The sequence below is a fragment of the Stenotrophomonas sp. WZN-1 genome (genome assembly GCF_002192255.1).
Lineage (GTDB): Bacteria > Pseudomonadota > Gammaproteobacteria > Xanthomonadales > Xanthomonadaceae > Stenotrophomonas.
Map to the genome: position 1 here is coordinate 3,486,767 of NZ_CP021768.1, position 23,228 is coordinate 3,509,994.

At 67.0% G+C, this 23,228-nt stretch carries 19 protein-coding genes; 7 read left to right on the forward strand and 12 right to left on the reverse strand.

Annotation, left to right across the window (positions count from 1 at the left end; genetic code table 11):
- Positions 1 to 28: 28 nt before the first annotated feature.
- Positions 29 to 850, reverse strand: a complete 822-nt coding sequence (locus CCR98_RS16375) for a DUF3014 domain-containing protein (RefSeq protein ID WP_087923428.1) — start codon at positions 848 to 850, stop codon at positions 29 to 31.
- Between the two features lie 173 nt (positions 851 to 1,023).
- Between CCR98_RS16375 and CCR98_RS16380 the strand changes: the two genes are divergently transcribed.
- Positions 1,024 to 1,734, forward strand: a complete 711-nt coding sequence (locus tag CCR98_RS16380) for a glutathione S-transferase (RefSeq protein ID WP_087923429.1) — start codon at positions 1,024 to 1,026, stop codon at positions 1,732 to 1,734.
- Between the two features lie 80 nt (positions 1,735 to 1,814).
- Here CCR98_RS16380 and CCR98_RS16385 read toward each other — a convergent pair whose 3' ends face one another.
- The 4 genes from CCR98_RS16385 to CCR98_RS16400 all read right to left on the reverse strand — a co-directional run bounded on the left by CCR98_RS16385 (position 1,815) and on the right by CCR98_RS16400 (position 7,272).
- A complete protein-coding gene (locus CCR98_RS16385; RefSeq protein WP_087923430.1) occupies positions 1,815 to 3,419 on the reverse strand; it encodes a hypothetical protein in 1,605 nt (534 codons plus the stop codon).
- Between the two features lie 648 nt (positions 3,420 to 4,067).
- Positions 4,068 to 5,786 carry a thiamine pyrophosphate-dependent enzyme gene (locus CCR98_RS16390; protein WP_087923431.1) on the reverse strand — a complete coding sequence of 573 codons (1,719 nt, stop codon included), beginning with the start codon at positions 5,784 to 5,786 and terminating at the stop codon, positions 4,068 to 4,070.
- A gap of 109 nt (positions 5,787 to 5,895) precedes the next feature.
- Positions 5,896 to 6,753 carry a hypothetical protein gene (locus tag CCR98_RS16395; RefSeq protein WP_087923432.1) on the reverse strand — a complete coding sequence of 286 codons (858 nt, stop codon included), beginning with the start codon at positions 6,751 to 6,753 and terminating at the stop codon, positions 5,896 to 5,898.
- A 36-nt stretch (positions 6,754 to 6,789) separates the two neighbouring features.
- On the reverse strand, positions 6,790 to 7,272 hold the full coding sequence (locus tag CCR98_RS16400; protein WP_087923433.1) for a DUF3574 domain-containing protein: 483 nt from the start codon (positions 7,270 to 7,272) through the stop codon (positions 6,790 to 6,792).
- Between the two features lie 216 nt (positions 7,273 to 7,488).
- Between CCR98_RS16400 and CCR98_RS16405 the strand changes: the two genes are divergently transcribed.
- From CCR98_RS16405 to otsA, 4 genes are all read left to right on the forward strand, one after another.
- Positions 7,489 to 9,924 (forward strand): TonB-dependent receptor, encoded by a 2,436-nt coding sequence (locus tag CCR98_RS16405; protein WP_087923434.1) that lies wholly within the window; start codon positions 7,489 to 7,491, stop codon positions 9,922 to 9,924.
- 110 nt (positions 9,925 to 10,034) lie between these two features.
- Positions 10,035 to 10,793 (forward strand): trehalose-phosphatase, encoded by a 759-nt coding sequence (gene otsB, locus CCR98_RS16410; protein ID WP_087923435.1) that lies wholly within the window; start codon positions 10,035 to 10,037, stop codon positions 10,791 to 10,793.
- Positions 10,794 to 10,833: 40 nt separating this feature from the next.
- Positions 10,834 to 12,615 carry a glycoside hydrolase family 15 protein gene (locus CCR98_RS16415; protein ID WP_087924216.1) on the forward strand — a complete coding sequence of 594 codons (1,782 nt, stop codon included), beginning with the start codon at positions 10,834 to 10,836 and terminating at the stop codon, positions 12,613 to 12,615.
- Complete coding sequence (gene otsA, locus CCR98_RS16420; protein ID WP_087923436.1) at positions 12,612 to 13,976, forward strand: alpha,alpha-trehalose-phosphate synthase (UDP-forming); 1,365 nt, start codon at positions 12,612 to 12,614, stop codon at positions 13,974 to 13,976. The genes CCR98_RS16415 and otsA overlap by 4 nt, the downstream gene beginning before the upstream one ends.
- A 141-nt stretch (positions 13,977 to 14,117) precedes the next feature.
- Here the strand turns inward: otsA and CCR98_RS16425 are convergent, their stop codons facing one another.
- The 4 genes from CCR98_RS16425 to rluD are packed head-to-tail and all read right to left on the reverse strand — an operon-like array spanning position 14,118 to position 16,816.
- Positions 14,118 to 14,555 carry a thiol-disulfide oxidoreductase DCC family protein gene (locus CCR98_RS16425; protein ID WP_087923437.1) on the reverse strand — a complete coding sequence of 146 codons (438 nt, stop codon included), beginning with the start codon at positions 14,553 to 14,555 and terminating at the stop codon, positions 14,118 to 14,120.
- Entirely contained in the window at positions 14,530 to 15,036 is a 507-nt protein-coding gene (locus CCR98_RS16430) for a DUF4166 domain-containing protein (RefSeq protein ID WP_087923438.1), read from the reverse strand. Before CCR98_RS16430 ends, CCR98_RS16425 begins: the two co-directional genes overlap by 26 nt.
- A gap of 20 nt (positions 15,037 to 15,056) precedes the next feature.
- Positions 15,057 to 15,827, reverse strand: a complete 771-nt coding sequence (gene pgeF / locus CCR98_RS16435) for a peptidoglycan editing factor PgeF (protein ID WP_087923439.1) — start codon at positions 15,825 to 15,827, stop codon at positions 15,057 to 15,059.
- On the reverse strand, positions 15,827 to 16,816 hold the full coding sequence (gene rluD / locus CCR98_RS16440; protein WP_087923440.1) for a 23S rRNA pseudouridine(1911/1915/1917) synthase RluD: 990 nt from the start codon (positions 16,814 to 16,816) through the stop codon (positions 15,827 to 15,829). Before rluD ends, pgeF begins: the two co-directional genes overlap by 1 nt.
- A 113-nt stretch (positions 16,817 to 16,929) precedes the next feature.
- Here rluD and CCR98_RS16445 point away from each other — a divergent pair, with 113 nt between their 5' ends.
- Both CCR98_RS16445 and CCR98_RS16450 read left to right on the forward strand, forming a co-directional pair.
- Entirely contained in the window at positions 16,930 to 17,817 is an 888-nt protein-coding gene (locus CCR98_RS16445; RefSeq protein WP_032960726.1) for an outer membrane protein assembly factor BamD, read from the forward strand.
- Between the two features lie 189 nt (positions 17,818 to 18,006).
- A complete protein-coding gene (locus CCR98_RS16450) occupies positions 18,007 to 19,209 on the forward strand; it encodes a lipase family protein (RefSeq protein ID WP_087923441.1) in 1,203 nt (400 codons plus the stop codon).
- A 99-nt stretch (positions 19,210 to 19,308) separates the two neighbouring features.
- Here CCR98_RS16450 and CCR98_RS16455 read toward each other — a convergent pair whose 3' ends face one another.
- The 3 genes from CCR98_RS16455 to sucC all read right to left on the reverse strand — a co-directional run bounded on the left by CCR98_RS16455 (position 19,309) and on the right by sucC (position 23,216).
- Entirely contained in the window at positions 19,309 to 20,943 is a 1,635-nt protein-coding gene (locus tag CCR98_RS16455) for an NAD+ synthase (protein WP_087923442.1), read from the reverse strand.
- A gap of 207 nt (positions 20,944 to 21,150) precedes the next feature.
- Entirely contained in the window at positions 21,151 to 22,026 is an 876-nt protein-coding gene (gene sucD, locus CCR98_RS16460; RefSeq protein ID WP_005410793.1) for a succinate--CoA ligase subunit alpha, read from the reverse strand.
- A gap of 20 nt (positions 22,027 to 22,046) precedes the next feature.
- Positions 22,047 to 23,216, reverse strand: coding sequence for an ADP-forming succinate--CoA ligase subunit beta (sucC, locus tag CCR98_RS16465; protein ID WP_004154430.1), 1,170 nt, complete (start codon positions 23,214 to 23,216; stop codon positions 22,047 to 22,049).
- Positions 23,217 to 23,228: the final 12 nt, after the last annotated feature.

A 23,228-nucleotide genomic window follows, 5' to 3' on the forward strand; every position in this document is an offset into this window, starting at 1 on the left:
CCCGATCAGTTGCGCGCGTTGGGCGGGTTCAGCGTGTGATCGCGCTGCGGATTGCCCGCAGCTGCTGTTTGACCGCCCGCGCCTGCGCGGCGTCCATGCGCAGCAGGGCCTTCTGCCCGATCGAGCGGGACTGCAGGGTGGGATCGACGAAGCGATAGCGGCCGCGGTCATCGCGCTGTACCAGCGGCGCCTGGACCAGCTCCGGGGTCTCCAGCAGGTGGTCGATCACCGTGACTAGGCGGTCATTGAAATAGCCCTCGGGTCGACCAAGGTCGACATAGGCCTGCTGGATCAGCGGATAGAAGCGCTTGTAAGCCGTGGCCGTTGCCGCCGGGTCGAGTGCAGTGAACGCCTGCACGTAGGGCGCATAGCGCGCCGCATTGCTGGCGGCGATGCGTTCACCGCCTTCGCCTGGCTCGGCCTGCAGGTTGCCCGGCAGCGGGCGCGCGGCCAGCGCGGTCGGCGGCACGCTGGGCTTGTCCAGATTGTCGACCTGGGTAACCAGGCGCTGGATCAGATGATCACGCAGCAGCAGGGTCAGCGGACCCTCGCCCTGGAACAGCTGGCCCAGTGCGCCCCAGGCCGCGGCATCGCTGTCAGCCAGCTTCGGCAGTGCCGGGTCGGCGGCGGCCTCGGTATCCAGCGGATGTTTGATCGGGGGTGGTGCTGGCGCGGGTTCTGCGGCGGCCGTGGGTTGTGGCGGTGCGGCAGTACTGGCGGGAGTTGATTGCACCGGCACCGAGACACCGTCTGCCAGGCTCTTGAGCTGATCGCGGAACAACCAACCGCCCGCGCCACCGATCACCACAACGCCCAATATCCAGGGCCATACTGCCTTTCCACTCTGCATGATGCAGTCCCTCATCTATTCACCTGCATGGAGAAGGTGTGACCCGGCTGATTCCAGCCGGTTCCCCGCCTGTTCCGCTGCCGTTCGGGTTCAGGCCTGCACCAGAACCGCGCTCACGCCTGCTTTGCACTGCCCGCGCGAGGCTATGAGTTCTGTCCTGTGGAGACGCTGCCATGCAGTACGCGCTGTACTACTGGACCGGCATCCAGGGCCGTGGCGAGTTCGTGCGCTTGGCGCTGGAAGATGCCGGCGCCGACTACATCGACATGGCACGGGTGCACGGCGATGCGGTGATGCAGCCGTTTCTCGATGGCAGCAGTGACGGTGCGCAGCCCTTCGCACCACCATTCCTGAAGGCCGGTCGCCAGGTCATTGCGCAGGTCGCAGCGATCCTGGATTTCCTGGGCCCTACGTTGGACCTGGTGCCGCAGGCGGCCTCGCGTCGGATGCAGGCGTTGCAACTGCAGCTGACCATCGCCGACCTGGTGGCCGAGGTGCATGACACCCACCATCCGATCGCCGCATCGAAGTACTACGAACAGCAGAAGACCGAGGCCAAGGCACGTGCCACGTCCCTGCGCAGCGAACGGCTGCCGAAGTTCCTGGGCTACTTCGAACACGTGCTGGCCGCCAACGGTGGCCGCCATGCGCTTCGCGAGCATTCCTATGTGGACCTGTCACTGTTCCAGCTGCTGAGCGGGCTGGACTACATGTTCCCGCGCCGCATGCAGGCGCTCGGCCCCACCCTGCCCCTGCTGCGCGCGCTGCAGGAGCGGGTGGCGAAACGACCCAACATTGCCACCTATCTGGCCTCGGCGCGGCGGTTGCCGTTCAACACCAACGGCATCTTCCGCCACTACCCGGAGCTGGATGGGGAACGGTAGTGCCGGCCGCTGGCCGGCAATCGCACGATGTGTCCAAGTTCCATGAACATGCCGGCCAGCGGCCGGCAACTACCGTGGGGTCAGCTGCCCCCACCCAGCGGTTTCACCGCCTGCTTCTGCAGCGACAGCAGGCCCAGCAGCAGTGCCAGTGCCACGTAGGCGCCGGCGAACTGCCAGCTGATGATGCGTGCCAGCCCGTCCAGGTCCCACGGCAGGTAGATGCCACCGCGCGGATCCACCGAATGGATCAGGCCGAACAGGGTCAGACCCGCGGCAACCAGCAGGAAGCCGCAGGCACGGCGCAGGCGCCCATCGACCATCGCCGCCACCGCCGAAATCCACAGCATGGAGGTGATGATGAAGCCGTTGCCGAGGGTGAAGATCACCGCCAGCTCAGGCAGGCCGTGGCCGTCGAGCTTGGTCAGCAGCTGCGGCAGCTGGTCGGGCGCGATCCAGCCCGGCGCTTTGATCGCCAGCAGGTACGCCACTGACGGCAGGAAACCGAACACCATCGCGCCGGTGTGGTGGCGCGGCGTTGCCTGGAAGGCCTGCGTGGTGATGTCGATGGCCACGTACACGATGATCGGTGCCAGCACCGCCAGCGGCAGCCACTGCACCAGCCCGGAGATGATGCCGAGCATGCCGCCGATGCCGACGAACAGGCCGGTCAGTAGCGTGTAGCCGCTGCGCGCGCCCATGTGCTTGTACGCCGGCTGGCCGATGTACGGTGTGGTCTGCGCCACGCCGCCGCAGACACCGGCCACCAGCGTGGCCACCGCTTCCACCAGCAGGATGTCGCGGGTGCGGTAGTCATCACCGGCCGCGCGCGCGCTTTCGGACACGTTGATGCCACCGACCACCATCAGCAGGCCGAACGGCAGCAGCAGCGGCAGGTAGGTCATCGCAGTGGGCAGGCCGTCGAGGAAGCCCAGCGTCGGCAGCGGAAGCACCACCTGCGGCGGCACCCACTCCGGCACATGGAAGCCGGGTGCGCCCAGCCCGGCCAGGCCGAGGCCGTAATACAGCACGGTGCCGAACACGAAGGCCAGCAGCACGCCCGGGCCACGCACCGGCAGCTTGCCCTTGGCGATCAGCACGTACAGCAGCAAACCGAGCGTAGTGAAGCCGACCAGCGGCGAACGCAGCGTTTCCAGCAGCGGCAGCAGGCCCATCAGCACCAGCGCGATACCCGCGATGGAACCCAGCAGCGCGGCACGCGGCAGCGCGCGGGTAACCGCTTCGCCGAAGAACGACAGCACGAACTTGAGCACGCCCATGATGACCAGCGCGGCCATGCCCAGCTGCCAGGTGGCGATACCCGCCGCATGCGGGTCCATGCCATGCTGCTTGAAGGCGATGAAGGCCGGGCCGAGCACCAGCAACGCCATGCCGATGCTGGTCGGTGCATCCAGGCCCAGCGGCATGGCGGTGACATCGTCGCGGCCGGTACGCGCGGCCAGCCGGCGCGCCATCAGGGTGTACAGCAGGTTGCCGACCAGCACGCCAAAGGCGGTGCCGGGGAACATGCGGCCGAACACCACATCTGCGGGGAACTGGAAGATCCCGACCAGGGCCATGGCGATGAAGCCGAGGATGGAGAGGTTGTCGACGACCAGGCCGAAGAAGCCGTTGAAGTCGCCGGCGACAAACCAGCGACGCGGTGCGGCGGAAGCGGGAGCGGACATGGAAGGGGCGGTGGGGGTGGGGACCGCCGATGGTAGGCCCAGCGGGGCCGGCGCGCCAATTCCGTCGTGGAATGATGGGTTCCAGCCAACGGCGGAGCCCCTCGTGGCTGGGTTGGTCGCGGACAGCGATTTCTGGGTTGGGCCGGTCGGGATGGGCTGCGCAGGACACGCCGTAAACCCATCCTTGGGGGCTCGATGGCGCCATCCATGGCGCCAACGGTCCTGCACAGCCCGTCCCGCCCGGCCCCTGACAGTTTGCTGCGCGCGGCGGCCACGGAAGAGAATCAAAAGATCAAAAGCAAAGGCAGGCGCTCGTTGTAGAGCCGAGCCCATGCTCGGCTGCTGTACGCGAAGCCTCTGAGCCGAGCATGGCTCGGCTCTACAGAAGATCATTTCGATCATTCTTGCGTTATCCACGCATCGCGTGGATCTACCGGCAGATCGCGATGATCTGTCGAAGGCGGGGTGGATCCGGTTGCGGGGGCGTGAGCGCCATGGATGCGGCGACCGAGCTTACATGGACGTACTTGCAGCGCCCCCCGCTACCGGACCCACCCCGCCCACTCACGGTAAACCAGCTTTTGACCTTGCTTCGGCGGTTGCCGTGGTTTCGGCGGGTGCAGGGCGCAGCCCTGCATCGACCAACCACTACTTCTTCAGGAAGTTGTCCACCAGCAGATGCTTCACGTCGTCGAAGCGGCCATTCAACACCGCTTTGGCGGCATACAGCGCCGTACCGGCCACCTGCTTGGCCTCGATCTGCGGCGGCATCACCAGCTCGGCGCGGCTGGTATGCACGTCCAGCAACGCCGGACCGCGCTGGGACAGGAAATCCTGCACCGCCTCCTCCAGATCCTCGCTGCGGGTAACCGTGCGGCCATGGAAGCCGATCACCTCGGCGAGGCGGCCGAAGTCCGGGTTCTTCAGGTCGGTGTAGTTGTCCAGCAAGCCTTCCACTTTCTGCTCCAGCTCGACGAAATTCAGCGAGCCGTTGTTGAACACCACCACCTTGATCGGCAGATTCTCCTGTACCGCCGTCAGCAGGTCGCCCAACAGCATTGCCAGACCGCCATCGCCGGACAGCGAGATCACCTGCCGGCCGGGGAACGCCTTCTGCAGGCCCAGCGCCTGCGGCATCGCGTTGGCCATCGTGCCGTGCAGCAAGCTGGTCAGCGTGCGGCGGCGGCCATTCACCCGGATATGCCGCAGCACCCACACCATCGGCGAGCCGCCGTCGGCGGTGAACAGCGCATCGTCGCTGGCATGCTTCGACAGCAGCGCGGTCAGGTGCTGCGGATGGATCAATTCGCCTTCACCCGGCTGTTCTTCCTTTTCGCGCTTGTTCAGTGCCTTGTCACGACGCTCGATGCATTCGTCCAGGAAGCTGCTGTCCTCGCGTGGCGGCAGCATCGGCAGCAAGGCGTCCAGCGTTGGTGCGACATCACCGACCACGCCCAGATTCACCGGATGGCGGCGGCCGAGGTGACTGCCATCGCGGTCGACCTGGATGATCGTGGCCTTGTCCGGGTAGAACTGGCCCCACGCGAAATCGGCACCGAGCAGCAGCAGCGTGTCGCACTCCATCAGCGTGTGGAAGCCGGATTCGATGCCGAAGATGCCGGTCATGCCCATGTTGTACGGGTTGTCCGGCTCGACGAAATCCTTGGCGCGTGAGGTATGCGCGACCGGGGCCTGCAGGCGCCGGGCCAGTTCCAGCAGTTGCGCGTGCGCACCCTGGCAACCGGCACCGGCGTAGACACCAATGCGCTTGCCCTGCCCCAACAACTCGGCGATCCGCTGCAGTTCAGCGTCGGAAGGTCGCAGCACCGGGTGGGTGTAGTGCACCGAGAACGGCACATCGTGCTTCACCTCGGCCTGGCTGATATCGGCCGGCAGGATCACCACCGCCACGCCGCGGCGACTGATTGCGGCCTGGCAGGCCAGTGTCACCACGCGGCGCGCCTGTTCGGCGCTGTGCACCTGCTCGCAGAACACCGAACAACTGGCGTACACCGCCTTGAAGTCCACTTCCTGCGGGAATTCCATGCCCAGCTCGCTGGTCACCACCTGGCTGGCGATCAGTACCATCGGCGCACGGTTGCGGTTGCTCTCGAAGACGCCGTTGATGAAATGCAGGCTGCCGGGGCCGCAGGAACCGGCGCAGGCGGTCAGCTCGCCGCTCACCAGCGAATCGGCGCCGGCAGCGAATGCGGCCACTTCCTCATGGCGTACATGCACCCAGGCGATCTCACTGCCATGCATCGCATCGGTCACATGGTTGAGCGTATCGCCCACGATGCCGTAGCAACGGCGGACACCGGCCTGCTGCAGGGCATCCACCACGATTTCGGCCACGCGCTTGCTCATCGGATACATCCTCGAACGGGGGAACGTCCGAGGCTAGACCCCGCGAAGTGATGCCCCCGTGGGCAAGACGCGCATCGCCTCGTTCTGCAAACCCGGGGCGGATCCCTCGTCAATCGTTGACGTTGATCCAGCCCACCACCGCGCCCTGCTTCGGGTTGCGGTAGCGCAGCTTCATCCAGCCATCCTGTTCATCCAGCATTTCCACGCGGTCGCCCTGCACCAGGTAACGCTTGGTGCTGGACGCGCCGGGCCGGTCGAACAGGAACAGGCGCGCGGGTACCACGGTGGCCTGCTGACCACGCAGCGGCCCGTCGGGCGGTGCGCCCAGGCCATCGGCAATCGCGCTCTCCAGCACGCGACCGGCAGGATCGTAAGTACGCCAGACCGCCAGCGGCCCCTGCTCGTCGGTCTGTTCCCAATGCAGCGCGGCGTTCAGCGTGTCGCCCAGCATCAACACGCTCTCGGAGCGGTACAGATAGAGCTTCGTACCTGCAAACCGGTACTGATCGGTGTACCACATCGGGCCACTGCGGCAGCTGCTGGTCAGGGTGCGGCTCGAACGATCAACCGTCAGCCCCATCAGGTCACCGCAGCTGTCCTTGCCATGGGTGTCGGCCTGCAGCGCGCGGAACCCGGCACTGGCCGGGTCGAAGCGGTACACCGCCACCGCCTCGTTGACCATGCCCACCGAAGCGCGTGCGACCAGTTCCGGGTAGCCATCGAAATCGGCGTCCTCCAGACCCCAGCGCGAATTGCCGTCGGCGTCCGCCGCGCCCGCCAGCGTCTGACGCTTGCCCGACGGTGACAGCTGCACCGCGATGCTGCCGTCCTGCTGGGGATCCGCGTGCGCCTGTACGTGCGCGGCCACTTGGAACCGCAGCGTTTCGCCGTCATCCCCACGCGCCTGCGCCGACGCTGCCAGCACGCCTGCCAACACCAGGCCCAGCATGCACTCCATGTAGTTCATCATCGCTCCCTGCGGCACCGCACTGGCACCTTCACCTCAGAACGATACGTCAACCGCCTGCCGCGACCACAGCACCGACTGATGCTTGGTCTGCTGCTTCCAAGCCAGGCGGATCGCTTCGATGTCGGCGCGGCGCTGGGGGGTGTCCTCGTGCAGCACCACCAGCACCTTGGTGCGCAGGCGGTTGGGCGCGGCATCGCCGCGGAACAGCCACTGGCCGTAGGCATCGAACACGGTCAGGCCATCCGGGAAGCGCGGGGTCACTTCCTTGTCCAGGAAGGTGCGCCACTGCGCCTCGCTGATGGTGTCGGCCTGCGGGCGGTTGCCGGCGCCCTGCTCCTCGCCCACGCCGAAGTACAGCTCACTGCGCACCCAGCCGTGGCCGGCGGACGGGCGTGCGGCATCACCCTTCAGTTCGGCGGTGGTGGCTGTGGCATAGGCACTGGGCGCCTGCGAAGAGAGGCTGGCGCAGCCGCTGGTGGCCAGCAGCACGGCGAAGACGAGGCCAAGGTGTTTCATCGGTACAGCTCCGGGGAAGGGGGACAAGGCGAGCCGGCAGCGTACAGCGCCACCGGCCCGGCATGCTGATGCCAGCAGGACATCAACTCATGCCGGACCGGCAGGGGCTTGCATCCGCAGCGGTCATCACGCGAAGATAATATATCGCTTCATCCGGATGGATGTAAGTGAAACTACCCCCCCCTTCCCCGTCGTCGTTGTTGCCGGAGCCCCTCAATGTCCGCCCGCCTGCCCGCGTCGCCGCTCGGCCTCGCCATTGCCCTCGCGCTTTCCTCTGCCGCCGTCCCGGCCCTGGCCCAGGACGCCACCAACCTGGACACGGTGATCGTCACCGGCACCCGTGCCGCCGACCGCACTGTGCTCGAATCCACCTCGCCGGTGGATGTACTCACCGCCGAGGACATCCGCAAGGCCGGCGTGGTCAATGGTGAACTGGGCAGTGCGCTGCAGGCATTGCTGCCCTCGTTCAACTTCCCGCGCCAGTCCAACTCCGGCGGCGCCGACCACGTGCGCGCGGCGCAGCTGCGTGGCCTGTCGCCGGACCAGGTGCTGGTGCTGGTCAATGGCAAGCGCCGCCACCACACTGCGCTGGTCAACACCGACAGCAAGATCGGCAAGGGCACCACGCCGGTCGACTTCAACTCGATCCCGGTCAGTGCGATCAAGCGCATCGAAGTGCTGCGTGACGGCGCTGGTGCGCTGTACGGCTCGGATGCGGTGGCCGGCGTGATCAACGTGATCCTCGACAACGGCGGTGACGGCGGCGAGATCGAGGCCAGCTACGGTTCCAACCACACCGACCTCAAGCCGATCGGCCGCACTCTCACCGACGGCCAGACCGGCAACATCAGCGCCAAGGTCGGCACCTCGCTGGGCGAAGATGGCGGCTTCCTGCGCGTCGGCCTGGAGTACAAGCACCGCAACGGCACCAACCGCGCCGGCTTCGACCAGATTCCGCCGTGGGACCAGACGCCGGACAACCTGGCGCTGCAGGGCAAGCGCAACTATGTGCTGGGCGATGGCAAGAGCAAGGACATCAACCTGTGGCTGAACACCGAGATCCCGGTGGGCCAGACGTCGACGTTCTACGCGTTCGGCACCTTCAACCAGCGGGATACCGAAGGCGCGAACTACTTCCGCTATCCCGATGGCGATGCCAACTGGAAGCAGGTCTATCCGAACGGTTACCGACCGATCTCCGAAGGCGAGAACCGCGACGTGCAGGCCGTGGCCGGCGTACGCGGCCAGTGGGGTGAATGGAGCTACGACGGCAGCCTGGATTACGGCCAGAACGACTTCACCTACCGACTGCGTGATTCGCTCAACGCCTCGCTGGGCCCGACCAGCCCGACCCGCTTCAAGACCGCCGACTACGAGTACGCGCAGACCGTGGGCAACCTCGACCTGAGCCGCGTGTTCACCCAGAGCGACAGCATCAGCCACACCCTGGGCCTGGGCGTGGAAGCGCGCCATGAGCGCTACCAGACCCGTCCCGGCGACCCGGCCAGCTACGCCGCCGGCCCCTACACCGATCGCCCGACCGGCTCGCAGGCCGGTGGTGGCCTGACGCCGCAGGATGCGGCCCGCCTGTCGCGCGACGTGGCCAGTGCCTACGCCAGCCTGTCCAGCCAGTTCGGCGAGAAGTTCTCCACCGATCTGGCCGCGCGCTACGAGCACAACGACGACTTCGGCGGTGAACTGACCGGCAAGCTCGGCCTGCGCTATGAATTCACCCCGGCGTTCGCGTTGCGCGGTGCCATCTCCAACAACTTCCGTGCTCCGTCGCTGGCGCAGATCGGCTACGAGTCCACGTCCACCGGCTACAACGCCGGCGGACAGCTGGTGCAGGGCCGCCTGTTGTCGGTCAACAATCCGATCGCGCGTGGCTTGGGTGCGCAGAACCTGCAGCCGGAGAAGTCGATCAACACCTCGCTCGGCTTCACCAGCCGCATCGGCGAGCACCTCGACCTGTCGCTGGACTTCTTCCAGATCGATATCGATGACCGCATCGCGCTGTCGGAGAGCATCACCGGTGACGCACTGACCGATTACGTGGCCGCCAACTACGGCGTCAGCGGCCTGCAGAGCGCCAGCTTCTTCGTCAATGCCGCCGATACCCGCACCCGTGGCGCCGAGCTTGTCACCAACTGGCGCCAGTCGCTGGGCGATGGCCAGCTGCTGCTGACCGGCACCTATGCGTACACCAAAACCACGCTGAAGAACGTGCTGGCCACGCCGGCGCAGCTGCGCGCGCTGAACCCGGACTACGTGCTGTTCGGCATCGAAGAGACCAACACCCTCACCGATGCCACGCCGCGCACGCGTGGCAGTTTCTCGGCCGCATGGAGCAACGACCACTGGTCGCTGAGCACCCGCGTGAACCGCTATGGCAGCGCCACCCGCGTGTTCAACTTCGGTGATGGCTACATCCCGCGCCAGACCTACCAGGCCGAATGGCAGCTGGATGCGGAAGTGGAGTACCGCATCACCCCGCGCTTGAGCGTGGCCATCGGCGGGCAGAACCTGACCGACAACTACCCGGATCGATCCAACAGCGATATCCACTACTTCGGCAACCTGCCATATGACGTGCTGTCGCCGATCGGCAGCAACGGCGCGTACTACTACGGCCGCGTCCGCTACACGTTCTGATTGCATTGGGTGTAACTGCCTTGGGTGGGTGCGGACCGTTGGTCGGCACTACCCAATCCGTAGCCTGCCCTCGACCCGACGTACACGCCCACGCTGGCAAGCTGGGCGTCATGGCTGAACCGCTCCCCCTGCGTCCGCCACCGCCATTGCTGGACGACGCCTGTGCGTTGTTCCTCGATGTCGACGGCACCCTGATCGAATTCGCTGCACGCCCGGATGCCGTGCAGTTGCTGCCGGATGTGCGTGAAGCCATCGGCCGCATCAGCGACCGCCTGGAAGGTGCCGTGGCACTGGTCAGTGGTCGCCCACTTGAACAGCTGGATCAACTGTTCGCGCCTTTGAAGCTGCCCGCCGCCGGCCTGCATGGCCACGAACTGCGTGGCGAAGACGGTCGCGTACTGCGTGACGAACATGACGACGACACCGCCGAGTGGCTGCACGCGCTGCACCAGCAGGCGATGCGCTTTGCCCACGGCCATCCCGGCGTGCTGGTGGAAGACAAGGGCGTCGGCCTGGCACTGCACTGGCGCGGTGCGCCGCACGCGGCAAGTGATGTGCGCGCCTTCGCCGACCGCCACGTGCGTGGCCGTGCCAGCTACCGCCTGCAACCGGGCGACCACGTCGTTGAGTTCGTTCCCGTCGGCACCGACAAGGGCCGCGCCGTGCGGCGGATGATGCAGTACCTGCCGTTCCGTGGCCGCCTGCCGGTGTTCCTCGGCGATGACCTGACCGATGAGTTCGGCTTCGACGCCGCCAACGTCCAGCATGGCTGGAGTGTGCTGGTGGGCGAACGTGAACCCAGCAAGGCGGTGTTCGCGCTGCCTGACATACGCAGCGTGCACGCCTGGCTGCGTGAGAATGCCTATTGACCCGGCCAACCCCACGGCCGCAACCGAGATGTACCGCGTGATGACCCAACCCGATCTTGATCTGGGCGTGGTCGGCAACGGCAGCTTCGGCGCCCTGGTCGACAAGCGCGCCCGCGTTGTCTGGAGCTGCCTGCCCACCTTCGACGGCGACCCCACCTTCTGTGCCCTGCTCGGCCCCAACCAGCAGACCGGTGGCGACTTCGCCATCGAGCTGGAGGACTTCGCCAGCAGCGAGCAGGAATACCTGACCAACACGGCGATCCTGCGCACCGTGCTGCGCGACGCGCACGGCGGCGAACTGGAAATCCTCGATTTCGCCCCGCGCTGGCGGCAGAACGACCGCTTCTACCGCCCGGTCAGCCTGATCCGCCAGGTGCGCCCGCTGGCCGGCAGCCCACGCATCACCGTGCGCGCACGGCCGCTGGCCGACTGGGGCGCGCGCGTGCCCGAGTCCACCTGGGGCAGCAACCATGTGCGCTGGATCCTGCCCGAGCACGTGCTGCGGTTGACCACCGACGTACCGGTACGCTTCATCCGCGATGGCCTGCCGTTCGTGCTCAACCACCCCATCCACCTGATCCTGGGCGTGGATGAATCGCTCAACCGCTCGATCAGCGGCTACGTACAGGAAGCCTTCCAGCGCACCCGCGACTACTGGCGTGAATGGGTGCGTTACCTGTCCATTCCGCTGGAATGGCAGGACGCAGTGATCCGCAGTGCGATCACGTTGAAGCTGTGCCAGTACGAGGACAGCGGCGCGATCATCGCGGCGATGACCACCTCCATACCGGAAGCCCCCGGCAGCGTGCGCAACTGGGACTACCGCTACTGCTGGCTGCGCGATGCAGCGTTCGTGGTGCGTGCACTGAACCGCCTCGGCGCGACGCGCACGATGGAGCAGTTCCTCGGCTATATCTTCAACCTGGCCACCACCGATGGCACGCTGCAGCCGCTGTACGGCATCGGCTTCGAGGCCAAGCTGGACGAAGACGAAGTACCCAGCCTGTCGGGCTATCGCGGCATGGGCCCGGTGCGGCGCGGCAACCTGGCCTGGGTGCAGCGCCAGCACGATGTCTACGGCAGCGTAGTGCTGGCCTCCACCCAGCTGTTCTTCGACCGGCGCCTGCAGGACCCGGGTGATGCGCACACCTTTGCCCGCCTGGAGCCCCTCGGCGAGCAGGCCTTCGCCCTGCACGACGTACCCGATGCCGGCCTGTGGGAGTTCCGTGGCCGCACCGAAGTGCACACCTACACCAGCGCGATGTGCTGGGCCGCCTGCGACCGCCTGTGCAAGATCGCCGTGCGCCTGAAGCGCGACGACCGCGCCCATTACTGGCGCGAGCGCGCAGACACCATCCACGCGCGCATCATGGCCGAGTCCTGGAGCGAAGAACGGGGCCACTTCACCGATACCTTCGGCGGCCATCGGCTGGACGCTTCGCTGCTGCTGCTGGCCGACATCGGCTTCATCGATGCGCTGGACGCGCGCTTCATCGCCACCGTCGAAGCCATCGGCCGCGACCTCAAGCATGGCAATTCGCTGTACCGCTATGTCGCACCAGATGACTTCGGTGAGCCGGAAACCAGCTTCACCATCTGCACCTTCTGGTACATCGATGCGCTGGCCGCCATCGGGCGCCTCGACGAGGCACGCGGGATGTTCGAACTGCTGTTGAAGCAGCGCAACCACCTGGGCCTGCTGTCGGAGGACCTGGCCTTCGACAGCGGCGAAGCCTGGGGCAACTTCCCGCAGACCTATTCGCACGTCGGCCTGATCACCGCCGCGATGCGCCTGTCGCGGTCCTGGCAGGAGGCATCGTGAGTCGTCTGGTAGTGGTTTCAAACCGCGTGGCCGTGCCGGGTGAAAATCGTGCCGGCGGCCTGGCCGTCGGCCTGCTGGCCGCGCTGAAGGAGCGCGGCGGCATGTGGTTCGGCTGGAGTGGCAAAAGCGTGCGCGAGGGTAGTGGCACGCTGCACACGCAGAAGGACGGCGACATCGAGTTCGTCACCCTGGACCTGAGCAAGCGCGAGGTCGATGGCTACTACAACGGCTTCGCCAACCGCACGCTGTGGCCGCTGCTGCACTTCCGCCTCGATCTGGTCGACTACGACCGTGGCACCCGCGAGACCTATCACAAGGTCAATGCGCTGTTCGCCGACAAGCTCGCGCCGCTGCTGCGCGAAGATGACATCGTCTGGATCCACGACTACCACCTGATCCCGCTTGGCGCGCTGCTGCGCGAGCGTGGCATCGGCTGCCGCATCGGCTTCTTCCTGCACATCCCGATGCCGTCGGCCGACCTGCTGCAGGCGATGCCGGACCACCTGCGCCTGTTCTCCGCCCTGTATGCCTACGATCTGGTCGGTTTCCAGACCCAGCGCGATGCCGATCGCTTCCAGACCTACCTGCGCCTGTTCGGCGGTGGCCGCGTACTCGACAACGGCGAACTGGAAGCACCGGGCGGGCGCCGTTTCCGCGCCGCGGCCTTCCCGATCGGCATCGACACCGAACTGATCGCACGCCAGGCCGGCACCGCCGCCACCAAGGCCGCCGTAAAGAACCTGCGCGCCAGCCTGCGTGATCGCCAGCTGGCGATCGGCGTCGATCGCCTGGATTATTCCAAGGGCCTGCCCGAACGCTTCCTCGGCTTCGAACGGTATCTTGAGCGCCATCCCGACCAGCGCGGCTCGCTGACCTACCTGCAGATCGCTCCGGTCTCGCGCGGCGATGTCACCGAGTACCGGCAGCTGCGCAGCCAGCTGGAGCAGATCGCCGGCCACATCAACGGTGGCCACGCCGAGCCTGACTGGACACCGCTGCGCTACGTCAACCAGAACTTCACCCATGCCACCCTCACTGGTTTCTACCGAGCGGCGGCCGTCGGCCTGGTCACGCCGCTGCGCGATGGCATGAACCTGGTGGCCAAGGAATACGTAGCCTCGCAGGACCCGGAGGATCCCGGCGTGCTGGTGCTGTCGCTGCTGGCCGGTGCCGCCGACGAGATGAAGCAGGCGCTGCTGGTGAATCCGCACGACCTGGACGGCGTGGCCGACGCCATCGCCACCGCGGCAACCATGTCGCTGCACAGGCGCAAGGAACGCTGGCACGCGATGATGGAGCACCTGCGCACTTACGACATCAACCACTGGCGACGCAGCTACCTGGACGCACTGGAAGGTTGAGGCACGCGTTCCTGTAGCCGAGCCATGCTCGGCTGCATTTTGTAGAGTCGAGCTTGCTCAACTGTTGTCGGCAGGCAGTCAAGCAAGCTCGACGCTACAGGGAATGCCAGCCGAGCATGGGCTCGGCTCTACAACAGGCGGTCAATCCAAAAACCGCCCAGCCTGCTCGGGTGCGGGCAGATGGCAGGCGTCATGCCGCCCGAACCAGCGATAGCGGTTGCGCGCCAGCGCGCGGTACGCCGCGTCGCGCAAGCCGCGCGGCAGCGCCTTCAGTACGCCGCTCAGGCGCCAGGCGCCGCCCAGCCCCGCCAGTACGCGCAGGATGGCATCGGTATCGGTCCAGGCGCCCTGCGCGTCCAGCAGCAGGAACGACGCGGGATCCTGCGGGTCCAACCCGTGCGAACGCAGCAGCGCACTGCCCTGCTCGCCCTGCATCGCCGCAAAGCGGTAGCGCCCTCTGCGGTCGAAACGCAGCAGGAAGCGCACCCAGCGGTTGCACAGTGCGCACACGCCATCGAACACGATCACCGCGCTGCCAGCCTCGGCGGTGCCGTCACTGCGGTTCGAGCCAGCCTTCATAGCGGATCAGGGCTCCGGCCCAGGGCAGCGTCACATCGACCAGGAAAGTGTAACGCTCGCCCTGCCAGGCTTCACGGCAGCGCACACCACCAAACCAGCGCCTCGGCAGCGGCAACAGCCCGAACGCCCAGACCCGCCGCACCGACCAGTCGATGCCACCCTCGCGGGCCTGCAGGTCGAACTCGAACCGCACCGCACCCAATTGCTCGCGCAGAAACCCTTCGTGCGCCCACAGCCGCGACACCATCGGCCAGCAGCCAAACCGCCGCGCCCACTGCTCGCCCTCCCCACGTGCACTGAACGCCACTTCGGTGGGCAGCGCGTCGCCGTCCTTCGGCAACCGCGCCAACGCGGCCAGCAGCGGCACCAGCCAGTGCCGTCCCCTCACGATGCGCGCCTGCCCAACGTAGCGGCAGGGCAACGGCGCGGCATGCAGGGCCTGTACCGGCGCTGCCAGGGTGGCGAAGGCCGGCCCCAGCACGCGCGCGAACAGCGGCGGGGTCAGGGCGCGATCCAGGCCAGGGTCGCCATGCGCCCGGTACGACGGTCGCGCCGGTGCGAATACAGGTCAGGATCGGCCATGGTCGACACCGTGCCGCCATACACCTGCGCCGGGTCCATCCCCGCCGCCTGCAAGCGCTGCCGCGCCAGCCCGAACAGGTCCACCTTCCAGTGGCCTGCGCGGGTGGCCACGAACGCCGCCTCGGCGGCCGGATCATGCCCGACGAAGGCGTGGTAGACCTCCTCGCCGATCTCGTAGTCGGCCGGCCCGGCGGCCGGCCCCAGCCAGGCCCGCAGCTGCGCAGGCGGCGTCTGCATGGCGGCCACCGTGGCCTCCAGCATGCCGTCGGCCAGCCCACGCCAACCTGCATGGGCCGCGCCCACCTCGCTGCCATCGGCCGCAGCAAACACCACCGGCAGGCAGTCGGCGGTCAGGATCGCCAGCACCACGCCCGGCACCGAAGTCACCGCAGCGTCGGCCACCGGTTCGCTGGCGCCGGCCACCGGCGGCGCGGTGAAGCGCAGCACGGTGCTGCTGTGCACCTGGCGCAGCCAATGCGGTGCCGAGGGCAGCGCCAGACCCTGCTGCAGCAGCTGGCGGTTGTGTTCCACATTGGCGGGGGTATCACCATCGGCCGCGTGCCGGTTGCCCAGGTTGAACTGCGCGAACGGCGCCGGCGAAATGCCCGCACCGTGCCGACGCGTGGTCAGCGCATGGACGCCCGGAGGTGCCGGCCAGTCCGCCTGCAGCAACGGCAGCGCGGCCGCCATCACCAGCGATCCCGCTCGCGGGCAGCGAAGGCTTCGCTGTCTTCGCGCAGCACCTTCATCAGGTGCAGCATGTCCTCCGGCACCGGCGCGGTATTGCGCACCGGCTCACCGGTGATCGGGTGCATGAACTCCAGGGTCTCGGCGTGCAGGGCCTGGCGCTTGAAGCCGCGCAGCGCAGCCACCAGCTCGTCGCTGGCGCCCTTGGGCAGCTTCAGCGCGCCGCCGTACAGCGGGTCACCGATGATCGGGTGGCGCACGTGCGCCATGTGCACGCGGATCTGGTGGGTACGGCCGGTTTCCAGGCGGCACTCCAGCGCGGTGTGCGCACGGAAGCGCTCGCGCAGGCGGTAATGGGTCACCGCTTCCTTGCCGTCCTCGCGCACCGCCATCTTCAGGCGGTCGCGCGGGTGGCGGTCGATCGGGGCATCGGCGGTACCGCCGGCCACCAGCGCGCCCATCACGATGGCCAGGTACTGGCGGTGCACGTCACGGGCCGCCAGCTGCTCGACCAGCGCGGTCTGCGCTTCCAGGGTCTTGGCCACCACCATCACGCCGCTGGTGTCCTTGTCCAGGCGGTGCACGATGCCCGCGCGCGGCAGCACCGCCACCGACGGGTCGCGGAACAGCAGGGCGTTGACCAGGGTGCCGCTGTGGTTGCCGGCACCGGGGTGGACCACCAGGCCGACCGGCTTGTTGATCACCAGCACGTGCTCGTCCTCGAACAGCACGTCCAGCGGGATGTCCTCCGGCTGGGCGTCGGTCTGGGTTTCCAGCACCACCTGGAGGGTCACCACCTCGCCGCCGCGCAGCGGATCGCGCGGGCGCACCTGGGCGCCGTCCAGCAGGACGTCACCGGACTTGATCCACTCGGTCAGGCGCGAACGCGAGTATTCGGGGAACAGTTCGGCCACGACGGCGTCGAAACGGCGGCCGGCAGCGGTGTCGGGGACGATGGCTTGGCGGGCCGATTCAGAGGGTTGTTCAGACATGGCAGGGGGCATTCTTTGAAATTTTGGGGTCCCGGCGGCCGGTTTCAGTCGCTGGACAGGACACTAGGCTATCATCGACCCTTCGTATTCCAGCCGCGTCCCGCCTCGACCCCATGATCCGACGCTCCGCCATGCTCTCCGCGCCCGTCCGCCTCACCGCCCTGCTGCTGGTGCTGGTCATCGCCGCCACCGGCTGCCACCGCGGCGCCAAGAAGGGTGATCGCCCCGATGAAGGCGTGCCGGTCGAACAGCTGTACGAGAAAAGCCACAAGCTGATGCAGGGCGGCAACTGGAGCGGCGCCGAGGCCAGCTTCCGCCGCCTGGTGGCCCAGTATCCGTACGGTCCGTACACCGAGCAGGCGATGATCGAAACCGCCTACGCCCAGTACAAGGCCGGCAAGCACGATGACGCGGTGTCCAGCATCGACCGCTTCATCCGTACCTACCCGACCCACCGCAACATTGCCTATCTGTACTACCTGCGCGGCCTGGCCAACTCCAACCGCAGTACGGTTTTCCTGCGCCGCGTATGGTCGCTGGATGCCAGCCGCCGCGATCTGTCCACGCCGCACCAGGCGTACTCGGACTTCAACATCGTGGTTGATCGTTACCCGAACAGCCGCTACGCCGCCGATGCGCGCCAGCGCATGCTGGAGCTGCGTGACGTGTTCGCCCAGCACGAGCTGGACAACGCCCTGTACTACATGCGCCGCGGCGCCTGGGTCTCGGCCGTGGGCCGCGCCAACTACCTGCTGGAAACCTACCCGCAGAGCGCCTTCCAGTACGACGCCGTAGCCGTGCTGGCCGATTCCTACACCCACCTGGGTAACAAGACCCTGGCCGACGACGCCCGTCGCGTCCTGCAGCTGAACCAGCCGGACCACCCGTGGCTGGAAGGCAAGTGGCCGAAGTACCCGTGGATGATCCGCAAGCTGAACCCGTTCGCCGGCGAGAAGTCCGCCAGCACCGGCCAGCGCAACGCGCGACTGGAAAAGAAGTAAGAGAGGGCCCCGAAAGGGGCCTTTTCTTTGTCTGCAGATCCACGCCATGCGTGGATGATTCGTGCGCCAATGGACCACGACACTAGGAATGCTACGAATCCCCGGCGGATGCGACGCCGGTCGCAACCCGCCCGGGCGAGGCGCTCCACACTGCGGCGCAACGGCCATTCCGGCCGTCAAGGAGCGCCCATGTCCCCACTGCCCCTTCGTTTCCGGCCTTTCTCGTGCGTCATCGCCAGCGCCCTGCTGGCGCTGTCGTCGGCCCCCCTGACAGCTGCACCGGTCGCACCGGGCGACCTGCTGTCTGCTGCCCCCTATCGCGCGTCATGGGTGCCGTCCAAGGCCGCGCAGGCTTACAAACTGCACTACCGCACCCCGGACCATCGCGGCCAGCTGGCCGAAGGCACTGGCCTGCTGTACCTGCCCGCCGGCGCGGCACCTGCTGGCGGATGGCCGGTGGTGTCCTGGGCACATGGCACCCAGGGCATTGCGGATCGCTGTGCGCCCTCGGTGTCCGGCCCCTACCAGCCCGAACGCGATGGGCGTTTCCTCGATCAGTTCCTGGCCCAGGGCTATGCGGTGGTCGCTGCGGACTACCAGGGGCTCGGAAGTCCAGGCGACCATGCCTATCTGCACGTCCGCACCGCCGCGCGCAATTCCATCGATCTGGTCAAGGCCAGCCGCCAGTACCTGGGCAACGCAACGCTGTCGCCACGCTGGGTCTCGGTCGGCCATTCGCAGGGAGGTGCCGCCGCGCTCACCGCAGGCCACATCGCACCCACCTATGGTGGTTCTTCCCTGCACTACCGCGGCAGCTTCACCACCGGTACGCCCACCGCAGTCGAGCTGACCGCGCTGGTGATGAAGCCCGACAACCGCACCGCCAATCCCGGCGCCCTCAATGCGTATCACGCGTATCTGCTCGACGGGCTGCTGCAGGTCGCACCGCAGATCGATCGCGTCCTCAGCGACACGGGCCGCGCCCGCGTGGCAGTGGCACGCGAGCAGTGCCTGGGCGAATTGGCCACCACGCTGGACGGCGCGGACACCGGCAGCATGTTCACCGCACCGCTGACCGGCGTGCCGGGCATCTGGGCGGTGCTCTACGACTATCTCGGCGTACCCCGCCGCGGCTTCAGCCAACCGCTGATGCTGGGCCACGGCAGCGAGGACCGCGATGTGCCCTATCTGACCACCCTGCTGTATGCCGCAGGCCTGGCCCTGCGTGGCGAGCCGGTCGGGTTCCGGCGCTACCCGGTCGACCATCGCGGCACACTGGACGCAGCGGCGGCCGATGGCCTGGCGTTCGTGCGTGCACGACTGGAGGATGGTCACTTCGACGAAGCCGCCGAAACCGCCGGCCTCGAACAACTGCTCGACGACGTTCGGTAGATCCATGCCATGCGTGGATGATCTTCGACCATCGTGCGGACCAAGGTCCGCACCCACCGGAGAGGGGCCAACGGCCGGCACTACCTGCCAACCGCTGCCTCAGCCCTTGTAACCGTTGCTGATCGGGTAACGCCGCTCGCGGCCAAATGCGCGGCGCGAGACCTTCGGCCCCGGCGCGGCCTGGTGCCGCTTCCACTCGCTGATGCGCACCAGGCGCAGCACGCGGTCGACCACCGCCGCGTCGTAGCCGGCGGCCACGATCTCCGTGCGCGACTGCTCCTGGTCGATGTAGCGGTACAGGATGCCGTCCAGCACGTCATACGCCGGCAACGAATCCTGGTCCAGCTGGTTCTCGCGCAGCTCGGCCGACGGCGGGCGGCTGATCACCGCCGGCGGGATCACCGGCGCGCCGCCCACGGTATTGCGCCACTTGGACAGGCCGAACACCTCGGTCTTGTACAGATCCTTCAGCGGCGCATAGCCACCGCACATGTCGCCGTAGATGGTGGCGTAGCCGACCGCATACTCGCTCTTGTTGCCGGTGGTCAGCAGCAGGCCACCGAACTTGTTGGCCAGCGCCATCAGGATCACGCCACGGCTGCGCGACTGCAGGTTCTCTTCGGTCACGTCCGGCGCGGTGCCCTCGAACATCGGCGCCAACGCTTCCATCAGGCCCTTGAATGCCGGCTCGATCGACACCGCCTCCAGCTTCACGCCCAGCGCCTGGCACTGCTCGGCCGCCAGGTCGTTGGACAGGCCCGCGGTGTAGCGCGAGGGCAGGCGCACGGCGGTCACGTTTTCCGCGCCCATCGCGTCCACCGCCATGGCCAGCACGATCGCCGAGTCGATGCCGCCGGACAAGCCCAGCCACACCTTCTTGAAGCCGTTCTTGCGGCAATAGTCCTGGATGCCACGGGTCACCGCGCGCCAGGCCAGCGCGTCCATGCTCTCGTCGCCGTCGTCCATCCACACGTGCGGCATGAAGCGGCGGGTTTCACCGTCGTACTCCACCACCAGCCACTGGTCGACGAAGGCGGCGGCGGCCGGGTGCACCGTGCCGTCACCGTCGGCCACCACCGAAGCGCCGTCGAACACCAGCGCGTCCTGGCCGCCGACCACGTTGAGATAGGCGATCGCCGCCCCGCTTTCGCGGGTGCGCGCGGCCAGCACCGCGTCACGCTGCGCGTGCTTGCCACGCTCGTAGGGCGAAGCATTCGGCACCACCACCAGCTGTGCACCGGCGCGCATGGTGTCGGCCAGCGGCTCGGCAAACCACAGGTCCTCGCAGATCAGCAGGCCGACCGGAATGCCGTTGACCTCGAACACGCAGCTGCCGCCATCCGGATCGACGTCGAAGTAGCGGCGCTCGTCGAACACCGCGTAGTTGGGCAGCTCGCGCTTGCGGTAGGTCCGCTCCACCAGGCCATCACGCAACACGCTGGCGGCGTTGTAGACCACCGCGCCGGCGGCCTGCGGCCAGCCGACCACGGCGGTGATGCCACGGCAGGCGGCAGCGATGCGGGCCATCGCCTGCTCGCACTCGTACAGGAAGCCCGGGCGCAGCAGCAGGTCTTCCGGCGGGTAGCCGCTCACCGCCAGCTCGGGGAACATCACCAGCTCGGCGCCGTACTCATCGCGCGCCTGGCCGATCATCTCGATGATGCGCTCAGTGTTGCCGGCGACATCGCCGACCGGGAAGTCGAACTGCGCCATCGCGATGCGGATCGAAGCCATGGGATTCCAGCCTGTGGTTGCAATGCGCCCATTGTAGCGCCGCGCCATGCGCGCGCCGGGCGCGCCCACTGCGTGGACAGCCCCGGCTCAGTAGATCCACGCCACGCGTGGATGGGCTTGCCCGGATGGCCGGGCGCAAGATGCAGAAAGGCCGCCCGGAGGCGGCCCTTCTGTTTAGAGCGTGCCGGCCGAGGGCCGGCAACACTCTTATTTCACCAGCTTGGCGATGGCAGCGCCCAGGTCGCCCGGCGAACGGACGGTGACGACGCCAGCGGCTTCCATCGCGGCGAACTTGCCTTCGGCAGTACCCTTGCCGCCCGAAGCAATCGCACCGGCGTGGCCCATGCGCTTGCCGGCCGGAGCCGACGCACCGGCGATGAAACCGACGACCGGCTTCTTCACGTGGTTCTTGATGTACTCGGCGCCGGCTTCTTCGGCGTCACCGCCGATTTCGCCCACCATGATGATGCCTTCGGTCTGCGGATCTTCGTTGAACAGCTTCAGGCAGTCGACGAAGTTCAGGCCGTTGATCGGGTCACCACCGATGCCGATGCAGGTGGACTGGCCCAGGCCGACTTCGGTGGTCTGCTTGACCGCTTCATAGGTCAGGGTGCCCGAACGCGACACGATACCGATCTTGCCCGGCTGGTGGATGTGGCCCGGCATGATGCCGATCTTGCACTCACCCGGGGTGATGACGCCCGGGCAGTTCGGCCCGATCAGCACGGTGTCCGGATGCGAACGGGTCAGCACGTTCTTGACGCGCAGCATGTCCAGCACCGGGATGCCTTCGGTGATGCAGACGATGACCTTGATGCCGGCAGCAGCGGCTTCCAGGATCGCGTCGGCCGCGTACGGCGGCGGCACGTAGATGACCGAAGCGTTGGCGCCGGTGCTCTGCACGGCGTCGGCAACGGTATTGAAGACCGGCAGGTCGATGTGGGTGGTGCCCCCCTTGCCCGGGGTCACGCCGCCAACAACCTGGGTGCCGTACTCAATCATCTGAGTGGCGTGGAAGGTGCCCTGCTGGCCGGTGAAGCCCTGCACGATCACCTTGGTGTTCTTGTTAATCAAAACAGACATGGGAATTCCTTGGTGTCGAATCAGGCAGCGTTCTTGACAGCTTCAACGATCTTCTTGGCGCCATCGTTGATGTTGTCAGCCGGGATGATGGCCATGCCGCTGTCGCGCAGCAGCTGCTTGCCTTCTTCCACGTTGGTGCCTTCCAGGCGCACCACGACCGGAACCTTGACGCCCACTTCCTTCACGGCGGCGATGATGCCTTCGGCAATCATGTCGCAGCGGACGATGCCGCCGAAGATGTTGACGAAGATGCCTTCAACCTTGTCCGAGGACAGGATCAGCTTGAACGCTTCGATGACGCGCTGCTTGTTGGCACCGCCGCCCACGTCCAGGAAGTTCGCCGGCTCGCCGCCGTTGAGCTTGATGACGTCCATGGTGGCCATGGCCAGGCCGGCGCCGTTCACCATGCAGCCGATGTTGCCGTCCATGGTGACGTAGTTGATGTCCAGCTCCGAAGCGATCACTTCGGTCGGATCTTCCTGGGTCTTGTCGCGCATGGCGACCAGGGCCTTCTGGCGGAACGCGGCGTTGTCGTCGCTGTCGAACTTGCCGTCCAGCGCGTACAGGTTGCCGTCGTCCAGGATGGCCAGCGGGTTGATTTCAACCAGGGCCAGGTCCTTTTCGTTGAACAGGCGGTACAGGTTCACCATGATGCTGGCGAACTGGCCGGCCTGCTTGGCGGTCAGGCCCAGCTTGAAGCCGAAATCACGGCCGTGGTAACCCTGCACGCCTTCGACGAAGTCGACGTTCAGCGAGTGGATCAGCTCCGGGGTTTCAGCAGCAACCTGCTCGATTTCCACGCCGCCTTCCGAAGAGGCGATGTAGGTGATGGTCTTGGTGCCACGGTCGACCAGCACCGACAGGTACAGTTCCTTGACGATCTCGCCGGCGGTGGTCACCAGCACCAGGTTGACCGGCAGTTCAACGCCAGCGGTCTGGTAGGTGGCCATCTTGGTGCCGAGCATCTTGGCCGCAGCGGCCTTCACGTCGTCGGTGGTCTTGCAGAACTTGACGCCGCCAGCCTTGCCGCGGCCGCCAGCGTGGATCTGCGCCTTGACCATCCAGGGGCCCTGGCCCAGGGAGTTGGCAGCGGCAACCGCTTCGTCCGGGGTCGCAGCGACCTTGCCGGCCGGGACCGGGATGCCGTACTCGGCAAGCAGTTGTTTTGACTGGTATTCGTGGAAATTCATGCGTCACCGTGG

What these genes read in the sequence shown, in the direction of transcription:
- CCR98_RS16405 (WP_087923434.1), top strand. Translation starts at nt 7,489, where the DNA reads ATGTCCGCCCGCCTGCCCGCGTCGCCGCTCGGCCTCGCCATTGCCCTC.
- CCR98_RS16375 (WP_087923428.1), bottom strand. Translation starts at nt 850, where the DNA reads ATGCAGAGTGGAAAGGCAGTATGGCCCTGGATATTGGGCGTTGTGGTG.
- CCR98_RS16380 (WP_087923429.1), top strand. Translation starts at nt 1,024, where the DNA reads ATGCAGTACGCGCTGTACTACTGGACCGGCATCCAGGGCCGTGGCGAG.
- rluD (WP_087923440.1), bottom strand. Translation starts at nt 16,816, where the DNA reads ATGTCTGAACAACCCTCTGAATCGGCCCGCCAAGCCATCGTCCCCGAC.
- sucD (WP_005410793.1), bottom strand. Translation starts at nt 22,026, where the DNA reads ATGTCTGTTTTGATTAACAAGAACACCAAGGTGATCGTGCAGGGCTTC.
- CCR98_RS16445 (WP_032960726.1), top strand. Translation starts at nt 16,930, where the DNA reads ATGATCCGACGCTCCGCCATGCTCTCCGCGCCCGTCCGCCTCACCGCC.
- otsB (WP_087923435.1), top strand. Translation starts at nt 10,035, where the DNA reads ATGGCTGAACCGCTCCCCCTGCGTCCGCCACCGCCATTGCTGGACGAC.
- CCR98_RS16385 (WP_087923430.1), bottom strand. Translation starts at nt 3,419, where the DNA reads ATGTCCGCTCCCGCTTCCGCCGCACCGCGTCGCTGGTTTGTCGCCGGC.
- CCR98_RS16400 (WP_087923433.1), bottom strand. Translation starts at nt 7,272, where the DNA reads ATGAAACACCTTGGCCTCGTCTTCGCCGTGCTGCTGGCCACCAGCGGC.
- CCR98_RS16455 (WP_087923442.1), bottom strand. Translation starts at nt 20,943, where the DNA reads ATGGCTTCGATCCGCATCGCGATGGCGCAGTTCGACTTCCCGGTCGGC.
- CCR98_RS16395 (WP_087923432.1), bottom strand. Translation starts at nt 6,753, where the DNA reads ATGAACTACATGGAGTGCATGCTGGGCCTGGTGTTGGCAGGCGTGCTG.
- CCR98_RS16450 (WP_087923441.1), top strand. Translation starts at nt 18,007, where the DNA reads ATGTCCCCACTGCCCCTTCGTTTCCGGCCTTTCTCGTGCGTCATCGCC.
- CCR98_RS16425 (WP_087923437.1), bottom strand. Translation starts at nt 14,555, where the DNA reads ATGAAGGCTGGCTCGAACCGCAGTGACGGCACCGCCGAGGCTGGCAGC.
- CCR98_RS16390 (WP_087923431.1), bottom strand. Translation starts at nt 5,786, where the DNA reads ATGAGCAAGCGCGTGGCCGAAATCGTGGTGGATGCCCTGCAGCAGGCC.
- sucC (WP_004154430.1), bottom strand. Translation starts at nt 23,216, where the DNA reads ATGAATTTCCACGAATACCAGTCAAAACAACTGCTTGCCGAGTACGGC.
- pgeF (WP_087923439.1), bottom strand. Translation starts at nt 15,827, where the DNA reads ATGGCGGCCGCGCTGCCGTTGCTGCAGGCGGACTGGCCGGCACCTCCG.
- CCR98_RS16415 (WP_087924216.1), top strand. Translation starts at nt 10,834, where the DNA reads ATGACCCAACCCGATCTTGATCTGGGCGTGGTCGGCAACGGCAGCTTC.